Genomic DNA, 12,631 nt, shown 5'->3' with positions numbered 1-12,631 from the left:
ACTATTTACTGTACAGAAGTTACCCATAAATAGTTCTTTTTGGTAATGTTTTGAAAAGTTTAACTGTAAAAACGTGATTGTCATGTACTTTGACAATACACACAGCTTTTATAATTCAATCTTTTAAATTTTCAGTGACATCTGTAGAACGCACCGCTTACCCCAGGTTTAAACGCCATTTTACCAGTAAAGAACTCACAGAAATTTACACGCCCACGCGCTCTGAAATTGCTTTTTCTTACAGCAATACCAAAGGAAAAAGCAATATCTTCAACCTGCTCTTAGCATTGAAAGCCTTCCAGAGACTTGGATATTTTCCTAAATTTTCTGACCTACCTAACCCCATAGTTAATCACATCCGTAGCTGTTTAAAATTTCCAGATGAAATTGTTGCTGGTTATGACAACTATAAAACAATATATCGTCATCGAACCGCTATTCGTGAATATCTTCAAGTTACTCCTTTCAATCAACTAGGATTGCATTTAGCGGCGAAATCTATCCATGAGTCTGCACAGGTCATGGATAATCCTGCGGATTTAATGAATGTAGCAATTGCCGAACTTATTAAACAACGCTATGAATTACCAGGATTCAATACATTAAACAGATTAGTCCGCAGAGTTAGGCATCTAGTCAATCAAAAGCTTTTTCAATCGCTACAAGAGCGGCTCAGTAATGACTATCAACAACGCCTGCTCAACTTATTAGATAATCATCCGGTAGAATATAGAAGCCTCTATAATAATCTCAAGCAACTTCCTAAACGCCCGACTCGCAATCATCTTAACGATCTAATTGTACATCTAGTCTGGCTTGACTCTTTAGGAGATATTAAACCACTTCTTGTCGATATTACAATAACTAAAATTCAGCATTTTGCAGCAGAAGCAAGAGTATTAGATGCAAGTGAAATTAAAGAGTTTAATCTGCCCAAACGAATTACGCTGCTCCTATGCTTAATTTACTCGGCTCAAGTTACGGCACGAGATAACTTAGTTGAGATGTTTCTTAAGAAAATTAAGTCAATTCATAACAATGCCAAAAGAGAACTAGAACTGATTCAGCAAAAATATCAAGAGACTGTAGATAAAGTAGTTGGAGTATTTATAGATGTCCTTCAGATATTTATTGCTAAACCAGCAGAAAATGAAGTAGTCCAGCAGGTAGAGAAGGTATTGATTCCAGAAGGAGGAGCCGAACAACTATTAACTGAATGTGAGAAGATGAATGCTTACAAGGGAAATAATTATCTGCCCCTATTATGGCAATTTTTTAAGAGTCACCGTAGTACGTTTTTCCGGTTAATCGGTCAATTACAATTTGAATCTACTACTAGCGAACAGAGCGTAATTGAGGCGTTAAACCTTATTAAAGAAAATCAAAATAAGCGAGGTGAATTCTTAAAGGTTTCGATTAACTTAGATTTTGCTTCTCCCCAATGGCGGAAACTTATATTGATTCAGCACGAAAAAGAAACCAAAGTTGTTCGTCGCCACTTAGAAATCTGTGTTTTTTCTTATCTAATGACAGAATTAAGGTCTGGAGATATCTGTGTTATTGGTAGCGAAAGTTATGCTGACTACCGGGAACAATTACTTAAAGAGTCAGAATATCTACCACTAATCGACCAATATTGTACAGATTTAGGGTTTGCAAATAACCCAACTGATTTTATTGCCCAACTACAGTCGCTGTTGACTGAAACGGCTACGGCGGTGGATGCTGGCTACCCAGATAATCGCCAGCTTGTGATTGATGATTCGGGAGAGCCTGTATTAAAGAAGTATCCACGTCGCGATTTAAGTCCATCGGTAGCTATTCTACTTGAGGCGGTGGAAACAAGGTTTCCCGAACGTAATTTGATTGATATGCTCCGAAATGTCGATTATTGGACTAATTTTACCCGTCATTTTGGACCAATGAGTGGGAGCGATCCTAAAATTGAACGTGCGACGGAACGTTACCTTTTGACCAGTTTCACTTATGGTTGTAATCTGGGACCAACTCAAGCGGCAAAGCATATGCGAGGGATGGTGACTGCGAAAGAACTGTCCTTTGTTAATCGTCGTCATGTGGCTGTAGATAAGCTAAATGCAGCACTTGTAGATATTATTAATCGTTATAATGTCTTGAAGCTGCCCGGTATTTGGGGTGATGGTACGACGGCAGCGGCTGATGGGACTAAATACGAACTTTACGAAGAAAATCTGCTGTCTGAGTATCACATCCGCTATGGTGGTTACGGTGGGATTGCTTATCACCACGTTTCCGATACTTATGTGGCGTTATTCAGTCATTTTATTGCCTGCGGGACTTGGGAGGCAGTTTATATTATTGAGGGTTTATTGAAAAACCGCTCAGATATTCAACCCGATACAATCCACGCAGATACTCAAGGGCAATCAACACCCGTGTTTGCATTGTCCTATATGTTGGGGATTAAGTTAATGCCCCGAATTCGTAATTGGAAAGATATCAACTTCTATCGTCCTGACAAGAATACAGTTTATCAGCACATTGATTCTTTGTTCTCTGGAGCGATTGATTGGGACAAGATTCAATCTCATTGGCAAGATATTTTACAGGTTGTACTTTCAATTAAAACGGGTAAAGTTTCTAGTGCGGTGTTGTTACGAAAACTAGGTAACTATAGTCGTAAGAATAGGCTTTATCAAGCATTTCAGGAATTGGGGCGGGTAATCAGAACGATATTTTTGTTGCAATATATTTCCGACCTAAGATTGCGACAACAGATTACTGCTGCCACAAATATAGTTGAATCTTATAACGGCTTCTCCAAGTGGTTTTTCTTCGGTGGTTCTAGCATTATTGCTAATAATGACCCTGTGGAGCAGGAGAAGATTATTAAATATAATGACTTAATTGCTAATGCTGTTGTCTTCCACAATGTTGTGGATTTAACTGATATTTTGCGAGATTTGCAAAAAGCTGGATTTTTAATTACTCGTGAGGATGTGGCGGCGCTAAGTCCCTACATGACAAATCATATCAAGCGTTTCGGCGATTATCTGATTGATATGGAGACTGTACCAAATATATTGGATGATTCGGAGGCTCTAGTTTTGACTTGATGAATTTATAAAGTAGTCAGAATAAGCGTTTCAAAGACTAACTTAATATAACTTTACAACGTGTCCTATTTTACACGTATCCCGGCTGTACCCCTATATCTGTTGCTTGAGATTTACAGCCAGCCCAGAAAAGTTTGTAACAGTAGCCAAACATTTAAGCCGACGATGATCGTGGCAACTAACCAAGCTAGAGTTTTTAGCCAAAAGGGATTTACAAAATCTCCCATCCAGTGACGATTGCTTGTAAACATCACCAATGGAATCACTGCAAAAGACAACTGTAAGCTCAAAACTACTTGACTTAAAACAAGCAGGCTCCCCGTACTCTGTTCACCAAAGAAAATAATCGCAATCAAGGCAGGAACGAGCGCAATTAGCCTAGTAGCTAGACGGCGTAACCAGGGCGGTAGCCGCAGTTGCAAAAAACCTTCCATCACAATCTGCCCAGCTAGCGTTGCAGTCAGCGTTGAACTTTGACCAGAAGCGAGTAATGCAAGACCGAAGATAGCACTAGCGGTGCTAACCCCTAATAGGGGAGAAAGTAATTTGTAAGCATCTTGAATTTCTGCCACCTCCTGATAACCAGAGAAATGAAACGTTGCGGCAGACACGATCAAAATGGCTGAATTAATAAATAGTGCTAACGATAAAGCTACGGTGGAATCAATAGTACCGAACTTGATTGCTTCCCATCGTTTCTCGGTGGTTGGTTGCCAATCGCGGGTTTGTACAATTGAGGAATGTAAATATAAGTTGTGGGGCATTACCGTTGCTCCTAAAATGCCGATAGATATATAAAGCATTTCTGAGTCCTGTAAAATCTCTCGCTTAGGTATATACCCAAGTAAAATCCCTCCCACATCAGGTTTAGAGAAAAGAATTTCCGCAGCGAAGCAGATGCCTACCGTTGCTACTAGCATAATTACCAAGGCTTCCACGTAACGAAAGCCTTTACCTTGCAAGAATAACAACACAAGTACGTCTAGCGCCGTGATGCACACTCCCCACACTAGGGGAATCCCAAACAAAAGTTGTAAGGCGATCGCACTTCCTAATAGTTCGGCTAAGTCGCAAGCAGCGATCGCAATTTCACATAGTACCCACAAACAAAAGTTGATTCGGGGACTAAAATAATCTCGACAAGCTTGTGCTAAATCTCTTCCTGTTGCTACACCCAAGCGCACGCACAACGATTGCAACAAGATAGCCATCAGGTTTGAAAGCAAAATGACCGAGAGCAGCGTGTAACCAAACCTAGACCCGCCAGCAATGTCTGTTGCCCAGTTACCAGGGTCCATGTAGCCGACTGAAACAAGATAGCCTGGTCCGGCATAAGCCAGCATTTTGCGCCAAAAACCGCTACTTTCAGGAATTTTAATGCTGCGGTGAACTTCAGGCAGACTGGGACGATTTTCTGGGATAGCCATTCATTTTGCTGGTTGCTGTTCTCATAATCTTTTCATAATACTCGCAAGCCAGCAAGAATATTAATTTCTAGGCACAAGCGTAATTACAAGCACACTCAAAAGCGTGGTAGTTACATGAAAAGCGGTAAAGTTGAATACTAAATCGGTTCTAGTGGGGGTCAGCCACTAGAGGTAAGGGGGAAAATTTGGTGTAAACCCAATGCTGTCCCGCAACTGTGATGAGATTACTACAAGTAGTCGCTGAGTCAGGATGCCCGCCGATGGCTTGAAAACTTTAATGTGCGAGGTACACAGTGTCAAAGTCCACGCTTTTTGCTTCCATTGCCAGGAAACTATCAATCGTTGCACTCGCAAAGCGTTCCGTAAGAATTGTCATCCCAACCTGCATCGGTCTTTTGAGTGCTGCTAGTCCAGCCGCAGCCCATCATGCTCTAAGTGGCAAGCTGCCAGCAAATTTCTTTGAAGGGTTTATGTCTGGGCTAGCCCATCCAATTATTGGGATTGACCACTTTGTCTTTGTCGTTGCCATCGGATTACTCTGTGCTAGACAGCCTAATAAATTTCGCATCCCAGCAGCATTTGTTCTAGCAGCAATGTCAGGTACAGGAATTCACCTACTGGGATTAGATTTACCTGGGGCTGAAATCGTCATCTCTGCTTCGGTGATTGCCATTGGTGCAATGCTTGTGGTAGCAAGAACAACTAATGGAATTGTCATAGCAGGGTTAGGGGCGATTGCAGGTTTATTTCATGGTTATGCTTACGGCCAGTCAATTGTGGGCGCACAGATGTCGCCTCTGGTTGCTTATCTAGTAGGTTTCAGCTTAATTCAGTATGGAGTTGCCATCGCTGCTTTACTGATTTGTGAAGTTGTCAGCCAGAAATTTGCGAGTCAGGTCTCAGGAGTGATGAGATTGGCAGGCTTGGTTATCTGCTCAACTGGTATTGTTTTCCTGACCAAATCTCTCATTAGCTAATACTGACTCCTGATGTAAACGAGCGAAAACCATGTTGAGGTGTTTTAGGGGGTGGTTGCTCCAAGTATAAAAAGTTGTCACGGAGGCACTACCCGAAGAGAAAAATTAGCGTTTCATGCTCTGTCGCTGCACTAATATTCCCAGCACCAAAACAGTAAATGTAGCGATCGCCAAGATAATCCACGTCGAGAGGGATTGATTTGACTGATTAAGCTGCTGGTTAGCTGCCGAACTAATGGGGGTTTGCTGTGACTGAGCTAAGTTTTTAGGCGCTGGAGATGCCGTAGCACGAGGGGTTAAGGCAGTTGTACCGGGTGCTACGGCGACATCATACTTCAAAAGAAATGGCTGGAAATTACCTTGAGTTTTGGGCGCACAGCTTAACTCTAGTTGATAAAGTCCAGCAGTGGGAAAAACAATATCTGTACTAGGGATACTCTGATACTCTTGATTACTAACAGCTTTAACAGTGGGCTGTAGCACAGGTAAGCTGCCCGCTTTACGCGGTTGCGAGTAAACAGCCATTTGACACTTAGCTTGCTCTATTGACAAGGTTTGTCCTCCCCTACGGGTCAGAGCAACCCAGGCTGTAGAAGGTTCTCCAGCTTTGGGATTGTGGTTCGGCTCAACGTGCCAAACGCCAGCTATGTTCCCCGCTCTCTGAATGTTGTGGGCTACGGCAGGGCTGCCAAGTAAGAGTAGAAACACAGTCCAGCCGAATGTTTGATTTAGACTTAATCGGCAAGTCATGAATTTTTATTGAAAACGCTTATATATCTTATAGAAAGTAACTGCTTGCCTCAAAATGACGGGTTGTCAAACTTCATAAAAGCAGCCAAATAGCTTGATTACGGTGTTCGAGTAGCATCCACGCAAAAATTTACACGCTTGACTACAAAGCAGGCAGTGTGGGCATTCTAGCAACCATAGGATATCACCTAGCTGCTATTATTTCCGGCAAAATTAGTCAAGTACGTAATTTTTTATACGATATTTACCAAAACGCCGTCAGGTGCAATTGCAACTTGTTCAAAATCAGAGTGACAACTGAAATATTATTAGACTTCTGGTTCGTCTAAGTGTTCTGCTACAGAGTGATACAAATTAACAATGTGACTATCAGCCAAGCCATAATAAACGTTGCGTCCTTCTTTGCGGTAGCTGACTAAACGCATAGTTCGCAATAGTCTTAATTGATGAGAGACGGCTGATTCGCTCATCTTCAATCCAGCCGCCAAATCGCAGACGCACATCTCCCCAGCAACAACTAGCGCTGACAGCAGTCGCAGCCGATTTGGGTCTGCTAGCACCCCAAACAATTCTGCCATCTGCTGGGCTTTAACCATTGACAGCAATTTAGGCTGAAGTTGAAGGAGATTACTTAAGTGAACTGGACAATGAGTTTCGCAAGTTCGCTCGTCATAACTTTGGGTCAGTCGCAATTCTTGCTGGTCTGGCTTATTCACAGGAGTTTTAGCGCTATTAGCTAAATAAATTTGAGCTTCTCAAGGATTTCTACCTAATCTTTAGTATAAACACTGAAATGAGAATCATTCTATCAACGTAGAAACATTATAAATGCTGAAATGAGAATCATTCTAAATACCTGAATAATTGTTCATATATTTGTAAGAATGTATTAAAATTCTGATATCTCTTTCAACTCTGCAAATGTGAATCTGGATTCAGGAGACAAGATGACAAAGCAACAATCAACTCGCTCAGGCTGTTGTGGTTCCGATCAGGAGTCGAGCCACAATCGTCATACCAGTCATGCTCATCAGCACGGACGCGATGAACACGAACACAATCACGGGGATGACGAGTTCAGCCTGGAGCGGGAAGGTGTTGTAGTAGGAACGGTCATCGCTCTATTTATTCTAGGTTCAATCTTTGAAGAACCCTTGCACAATACACCCTTTAGCGTTGGAGAGTATTTAGTTTTCATTCCAGCTTACCTATTAAGCGGCTGGAGTGTTTTGACCAGTGCTGGACGCAACATCCTACGAGGTAGAGTATTTGACGAGAACTTCCTGATGACGATCGCCACCCTTGGAGCGATCGCCATTCACCAACTCCCAGAAGCAGTAGGAGTGATGCTATTTTTCAAGATCGGCGAATTGTTCCAGGAAACAGCAGTTAGTCGCTCCAAACGTTCCATTTCCTCGCTGTTAGAAATCCGCCCAGACTCTGCCAACCTCAAGACTGATAATGGCATTCAAACGGTTTCCCCAGAAGTAGTTAAAGTGGGTGACACAATTTTAGTCAAGCCTGGTGAGAAGATTCCTTTAGATGGAGAAATTCTTGATGGTAACTCTCAGGTTGATACTTCTGCTCTAACAGGAGAATCCGTTCCCCGCACCGTTGGCGTTGGCGAAACAGTGCTAGCAGGAACAATCAACCAATCTGGGGTGCTGACTATTGAGGTCATGAAACTGTTTGGAGAATCATCAATCGCTCGGATTCTAGACTTGGTGCAGAACGCCAGCAGCAAGAAGTCCCAGACTCAGAAATTTATTACCAAATTTGCCCAACGCTATACTCCAGTTGTTGTGGTTCTGTCTCTAGCAGTAGCGTTACTGCCACCGCTATTTATTACAGGAGCTACCCATGCCCAATGGGTGTATCGAGCATTAGTGCTGCTAGTTATTTCCTGCCCCTGTGGGCTAGTGATTAGTATTCCTCTAGGGTACTTTGGTGGCATTGGCGGGGCGGCAAAGCGAGGCATCCTTGTTAAAGGCTCCACTTTTCTAGATAGCCTAGCAGGAGTTAAAGCTATTGCCTTTGACAAGACAGGCACTCTTACCAAAGGTGTATTCAAAGTAACCCAAACAGTATCTCGCAACGGGTTCGCTCAGGCAGAATTGCTAAAGCTGGCGGCGGCAGCAGAATTAAATTCTAACCACCCGATCGCTAAATCTATCCGAGAAGCTTATGGAAAACCGATTGATGAATCCACCATTTCTGACTACACCGAGATAGCGGCTCACGGCATCCAGGCAAAGATAGAAAATCGAGTGGTGCTGGCAGGAAACGATCGCTTGATGCACCGAGAAAACATCGCTCACGATACCTGCAATGTGGAAGGGACAGTAGTTCACCTAGCAGTGGAGGGGACTTATGCCGGATACATCGCCATATCGGATGAGCCAAAGCCGGATGCTGCCTTGGCGATTAAGTCTCTCAAAGCATTGGGAGTTAAAAATGTCGTGATGTTGACTGGAGATGCCAAAGCCGTTGCTAAACGAGTTGCCAAAACCTTGGGAGTGGATTCCTATCAAGCGGAACTATTACCAGAAGACAAAGTTACTGCCATTGAGCAATTGCTTTGGGAAGTAGGGCAGAAGGGTAAAGTCGCCTTTGTCGGAGATGGGATCAATGATGCCCCAGTAATTGCTAGGGCTGACGTGGGGATAGCAATGGGTGGATTGGGGTCGGATGCGGCGATCGAAACGGCTGATGTGGTAATCATGACCGATGCCCCTTCTAAGGTGGCAGAAGCGATCCAAGTTGCTAGAAAAACTCACTCGATTGTTTGGCAAAATATCATCTTCGCCCTAGTTGTTAAAGGCATCTTCATTGCTCTAGGTACTTTTGGACTGGCAACCATGTGGGAAGCTGTGTTCGCCGATGTAGGCGTTGCTTTGGCTGCTATTTTTAACGCTACTAGAGTGCTGAAATAGCAGGCTAAAGCGTTCTGGATTACTGAATAATCATTTATTTACTTATTCAATCAAGGATAGTGAAGTTTTTATGAAACGCAAACGCTCTATACCCTGGATACATCGCTGGTCGCGTTCCTTAATGGCAGGAATTGCCAGTGTGGGTGCTGCTATTACTGGTTATCTAACTATCGTTAAGCTAACCGGAGATTCTACTGCCTGTCCGACCAACGGCTGCGACCTCGTACTTTCTAGCCCCTACGCCACTGTCTTTGGTTTACCCCTTGCCCTATTTGGCTTCCTCGCTTATGCCAGCATGATTGTTTTTGCCCTCGCTCCCCTACTTGTCAATTCTTCAAAGCAAGAGCAATTGCGCTCTAATTTGGAGAACGCGACAGGGTTATTGCTGTTCGCGGGGGGAGCTGCCATGACGGTTTTTAGCGGTTACTTGATGTATTTGCTGGCTTTCAAAATTCAAGCAGTTTGTATTTACTGCATAGGCTCGGCTCTTTTATCAGCCAGTCTATTAACCCTGGCGCTAATTGGTCGAGAGTGGCAAGACATTGGACAACTCTTTTTCACGGGAATCGTAGTTGGAATGCTGGTACTGGTTGGCACAACAGGTATTTATGCTGCCGTCAACAACCCCGCCCTTGTTGACCGCTCTACTCCTGGAGAGTCTGGCTTGCCAATTACCACAACTTCAGGTGCAGCCGAAATCGCTCTAGCCGACCATCTCAAACAGGTGGGAGCCAAAATGTATGGAGCTTTTTGGTGTCCTCATTGCCACGAGCAAAAACAGCTTTTTGGTCAAGAGGCATTCCAGAAGATTGACTATATAGAGTGCGACCCTAGAGGTAAAAAACCTAAACCCGAACTTTGCGAAGCTGCTAAGATAGAGGGTTTCCCTACTTGGAAAATCAAAGGTAAATCTGTTTCTGGTACGCAATCATTGGAGGAACTAGCTGCTATGTCCGGCTACCAAGGTTCGCGTAACTTTCGCAATTCTATAGTTCTATCGCCTAGTCTTTAGGAGATAAGACCTATGCTGTGTTCTGTTTGCAATGTCGAGCTAAGACTGACAGGGCTGTAGTGGAAATAAGTAGGGTACGCTAAAACCTGTCATTCAACTAATATATTTAGTTTTTTGTCCCACATCGCTAATAACAGACGCAGACAGTAGTTAGCGATGTGGGCTGAACAAGATTGTGATTGTTCCTACTAGAGAAAATGTAACGCCAAGCAAGTCCCACTTATCCGGCTTGACACCTTCAGCTAGCCACAACCAAAACAGGGATGAGAGGATATAAAACCCACCATAGGCAGCGTATATCCTGCCAGCATTTGAGGCATCTACTTTAGTAAGAGCAAAAGCAAAGATAATCAGGGCTAAAACACCAGGAATAATCCAAAATATGCTTTTGTCAAGTCTCAACCACGCCCAAAAAGCGTAGCACCCAGAGATTTCTCCCAGAGCGGCAATTAAGAAGAAAAAAAACGTTTGCATATTCAGTTTAATGCTTAAAGCCAATAACTTAAAATCCTATTCACAGGATACAAAAAAGATCCAACTTCTTTGGATGATCTTGGGGTTGCGAATTATTTTTTTTCTATTTGAGGTGGGAATCGGAATCTGGAGCCACAGCTTATCTCTTTTAGCAGGAGCAGGACACCTGTTCTCAGACCTGCTGACGCTAGGATTGACCCTGATATCCGCCTGGTTAGTTCAGCGTCACTCGCAAGACCAGACTGCTTGGAAATACAAACGGCTTGAAGCTTGGGTAGCATTATTCAATGGAGCCAGTTTAGGCGCGATCGCTCTTTTGATTGCCTGGGAAGCGGTGAAGCACCTGCAAGCCCCAGAACCTATATCGAGCTTACCTGTATTGCTTGTAGCAGGACTGAGCTTAGTTATTAACGGCTTGAGTATCCAATTATTGCACCCACATAGCCATCATGACTTAAATTTTCGAGGAGTTCTTTTACATGGAGTTGCCGATGCTACCAGTTCCATCAACGTAATTGTTGCCGCCTTAGCCGTTTACTTCTTTAATTGGCTCTGGGCAGATGCGGCGGCTAGCTTACTGGTTGCTTTGCTCATTGGCATAAGTGCTATCTCACTACTTAGAGATGGTTGGCACGTTTTGAGGAATGCATCAACTCACCAACTTCAAGAGGACATTCTTGGTTAGCGCACTCCTAAGCCTAAAGAGGCAATTACTCTACTAATTCATTCAACAGGTTTCATGCAATAGCAGCCTGCCGTGTAATTTTTCCAGTCATAAATTGCAATTTATTTTTAGTGCGAACTTTAATGCCAATATCTCACCTAAACCTTGAGCGTCTGGCTCGTTATCCTGCTCCTGCACGGCTGAGTATTTTTGTACTTACTTTACTCTTTCTATGGCTGCCTATAGCTGCTCCCATCTATGGAATTTGGGGTGACAGTAACATAGTGAGTATTGTGACGATGCTGGCATTGTACGGTGAGTTTATCTTTCTCTTGCGACTTTGGGGGCAAAAAGTCCACCAACAATCCCACCCGCTCAAAAGTCACGGTCTAGTAAAAACCCGAAAAAATTGGCTGGAGCTATTAAAGAGCGTATCTCTTGGTCTATTTAGTCTTTTTTGCTTATTTCTCTTCGAGGGGTGGCTAGGCTGGTTGACTTGGCAAATGCCTACTAAATTCTTAGCCAATATTGTCCTGGAAGGATTGATTATCGCTCTAGGTGTGGGATTAGCAGAGGAGTTGTTATTTCGAGGCTGGTTAGTCGATGAGTTGCAGTGGGATTATGGCAACAAAGTTTCTCTGTGGGTCAGTAGCACTCTTTATGCTGGGGTGCATTTCGTCAAACCTTTGGCTGAAATCTGGCGGACTTTGCCCAGCTTTCCAGGGTTGTTGCTGCTAGGTTTAACGTTGGGATGGGGTAGGCTTATACATCAAGGTCGTTTAGGCTTCCCGATTGGATTACACGCTGGCTTTGTCTGGGGCTACTACATCATTAATGTGGGGAATTTAGTGCGCTACTCTGGTCAAGTTCCCGATTGGGTAACGGGGATTAACAGCAATCCCTTAGCGGGAGGGATGGGTCTGCTGTTTCTTATCCTCATTGCTTTGAGTGTGTGGCAAATTCCTAAGTTTCCACAGCGAGGTTAAAACTATTTCGCTTTTTTCGCTGCTGTACTAAAGCTGCTCTCACTGATAACTGTCTAGTCACTGACTGACCGCTCGTTGCTAGCTTGCTCATATTGACCTTGGCATTGTAGCTTCAACTTTATTTACTACTGTTGAATCTGTTGAATAAAGCCGAGCGTTTGCTGATAGCTCTCTTGTTCGCCCTGTTTGGCAAAGAGTTGGGCTGCTTGGTGCAAGTCGGATAAAGCTGCCTGCTTGTTTCCTGTCTCGGCATAGAGAAGTCCTCGATTACCATAGGCTTCCGCTAAATCGGGTTGGAGGCGTAGGGCTTGAT

Annotated in this window: 10 protein-coding genes, 1 pseudogene and 1 riboswitch; of the genes and pseudogenes, 6 read left to right on the top strand and 5 right to left on the bottom strand. The window is 43.6% G+C overall.

The features are described 5' to 3' along the window. Positions 1 to 134 precede the first annotated feature (134 nt). Positions 135 to 3,095 carry a Tn3 family transposase gene (locus UH38_RS23280; protein WP_045057099.1) on the top strand — a complete coding sequence of 987 codons (2,961 nt, stop codon included), beginning with the start codon at positions 135 to 137 and terminating at the stop codon, positions 3,093 to 3,095. Between the two features lie 113 nt (positions 3,096 to 3,208). Here the strand turns inward: UH38_RS23280 and UH38_RS23275 are convergent, their stop codons facing one another. Next, positions 3,209 to 4,522 (bottom strand): Nramp family divalent metal transporter, encoded by a 1,314-nt coding sequence (locus UH38_RS23275; RefSeq protein ID WP_045057098.1) that lies wholly within the window; start codon positions 4,520 to 4,522, stop codon positions 3,209 to 3,211. 126 nt (positions 4,523 to 4,648) lie between these two features. Next, positions 4,649 to 4,798, top strand: a riboswitch (cobalamin riboswitch). Between the two features lie 17 nt (positions 4,799 to 4,815). Between UH38_RS23275 and UH38_RS23270 the strand changes: the two genes are divergently transcribed. After that, positions 4,816 to 5,499 carry a HupE/UreJ family protein gene (locus UH38_RS23270; protein WP_082065507.1) on the top strand — a complete coding sequence of 228 codons (684 nt, stop codon included), beginning with the start codon at positions 4,816 to 4,818 and terminating at the stop codon, positions 5,497 to 5,499. 105 nt (positions 5,500 to 5,604) lie between these two features. On the opposite strand, the gene UH38_RS23265 is transcribed toward UH38_RS23270, so the two are convergent. Together UH38_RS23265 and UH38_RS23260 are read right to left on the bottom strand one after the other, a co-directional pair. Further along, positions 5,605 to 6,249 carry a hypothetical protein gene (locus UH38_RS23265; RefSeq protein ID WP_045057097.1) on the bottom strand — a complete coding sequence of 215 codons (645 nt, stop codon included), beginning with the start codon at positions 6,247 to 6,249 and terminating at the stop codon, positions 5,605 to 5,607. A gap of 308 nt (positions 6,250 to 6,557) precedes the next feature. Then, positions 6,558 to 6,965 carry an ArsR/SmtB family transcription factor gene (locus UH38_RS23260; RefSeq protein WP_045057096.1) on the bottom strand — a complete coding sequence of 136 codons (408 nt, stop codon included), beginning with the start codon at positions 6,963 to 6,965 and terminating at the stop codon, positions 6,558 to 6,560. Between the two features lie 231 nt (positions 6,966 to 7,196). Here UH38_RS23260 and UH38_RS23255 point away from each other — a divergent pair, with 231 nt between their 5' ends. Together UH38_RS23255 and UH38_RS23250 are read left to right on the top strand one after the other, a co-directional pair. Continuing rightward, the gene (locus tag UH38_RS23255) at positions 7,197 to 9,182 is read left to right on the top strand and encodes a heavy metal translocating P-type ATPase (RefSeq protein ID WP_045057095.1); all 1,986 of its coding nucleotides are present in this window, start codon (positions 7,197 to 7,199) and stop codon (positions 9,180 to 9,182) included. 70 nt (positions 9,183 to 9,252) lie between these two features. After that, positions 9,253 to 10,194, top strand: coding sequence for a vitamin K epoxide reductase family protein (locus UH38_RS23250; RefSeq protein ID WP_045057094.1), 942 nt, complete (start codon positions 9,253 to 9,255; stop codon positions 10,192 to 10,194). Between the two features lie 150 nt (positions 10,195 to 10,344). Here the strand turns inward: UH38_RS23250 and UH38_RS23245 are convergent, their stop codons facing one another. Further along, positions 10,345 to 10,668 carry a YnfA family protein gene (locus tag UH38_RS23245; RefSeq protein ID WP_045057093.1) on the bottom strand — a complete coding sequence of 108 codons (324 nt, stop codon included), beginning with the start codon at positions 10,666 to 10,668 and terminating at the stop codon, positions 10,345 to 10,347. Positions 10,669 to 10,678: 10 nt separating this feature from the next. On the opposite strand from UH38_RS23245, the gene UH38_RS23240 reads away from it, so the two are divergent. Next, the gene (locus UH38_RS23240) at positions 10,679 to 11,353 is read left to right on the top strand and encodes a cation diffusion facilitator family transporter (protein WP_045057092.1); all 675 of its coding nucleotides are present in this window, start codon (positions 10,679 to 10,681) and stop codon (positions 11,351 to 11,353) included. Positions 11,354 to 11,475: 122 nt separating this feature from the next. Further along, a complete protein-coding gene (locus UH38_RS23235) occupies positions 11,476 to 12,318 on the top strand; it encodes a CPBP family intramembrane glutamic endopeptidase (protein WP_045057091.1) in 843 nt (280 codons plus the stop codon). Between the two features lie 125 nt (positions 12,319 to 12,443). Here the strand turns inward: UH38_RS23235 and UH38_RS26950 are convergent. Continuing rightward, positions 12,444 to 12,631, bottom strand: a pseudogene (locus UH38_RS26950) (tetratricopeptide repeat protein); the annotation flags it as partial.

This window comes from Aliterella atlantica CENA595, from assembly GCF_000952155.1.
Taxonomy (GTDB): Bacteria; Cyanobacteriota; Cyanobacteriia; order Cyanobacteriales; family Chroococcidiopsidaceae; genus Aliterella; species Aliterella atlantica.
The sequence above is the reverse complement of the archived record's forward strand: the minus strand, read 5'-3'. Positions and strand labels throughout refer to the sequence as shown.

What these genes read in the sequence shown, in the direction of transcription:
- UH38_RS23275 (WP_045057098.1), bottom strand. Translation starts at nt 4,522, where the DNA reads ATGGCTATCCCAGAAAATCGTCCCAGTCTGCCTGAAGTTCACCGCAGC.
- UH38_RS23265 (WP_045057097.1), bottom strand. Translation starts at nt 6,249, where the DNA reads ATGACTTGCCGATTAAGTCTAAATCAAACATTCGGCTGGACTGTGTTT.
- UH38_RS23255 (WP_045057095.1), top strand. Translation starts at nt 7,197, where the DNA reads ATGACAAAGCAACAATCAACTCGCTCAGGCTGTTGTGGTTCCGATCAG.
- UH38_RS23250 (WP_045057094.1), top strand. Translation starts at nt 9,253, where the DNA reads ATGAAACGCAAACGCTCTATACCCTGGATACATCGCTGGTCGCGTTCC.
- UH38_RS23245 (WP_045057093.1), bottom strand. Translation starts at nt 10,668, where the DNA reads ATGCAAACGTTTTTTTTCTTCTTAATTGCCGCTCTGGGAGAAATCTCT.
- UH38_RS23240 (WP_045057092.1), top strand. Translation starts at nt 10,679, where the DNA reads ATGCTTAAAGCCAATAACTTAAAATCCTATTCACAGGATACAAAAAAG.
- UH38_RS23235 (WP_045057091.1), top strand. Translation starts at nt 11,476, where the DNA reads ATGCCAATATCTCACCTAAACCTTGAGCGTCTGGCTCGTTATCCTGCT.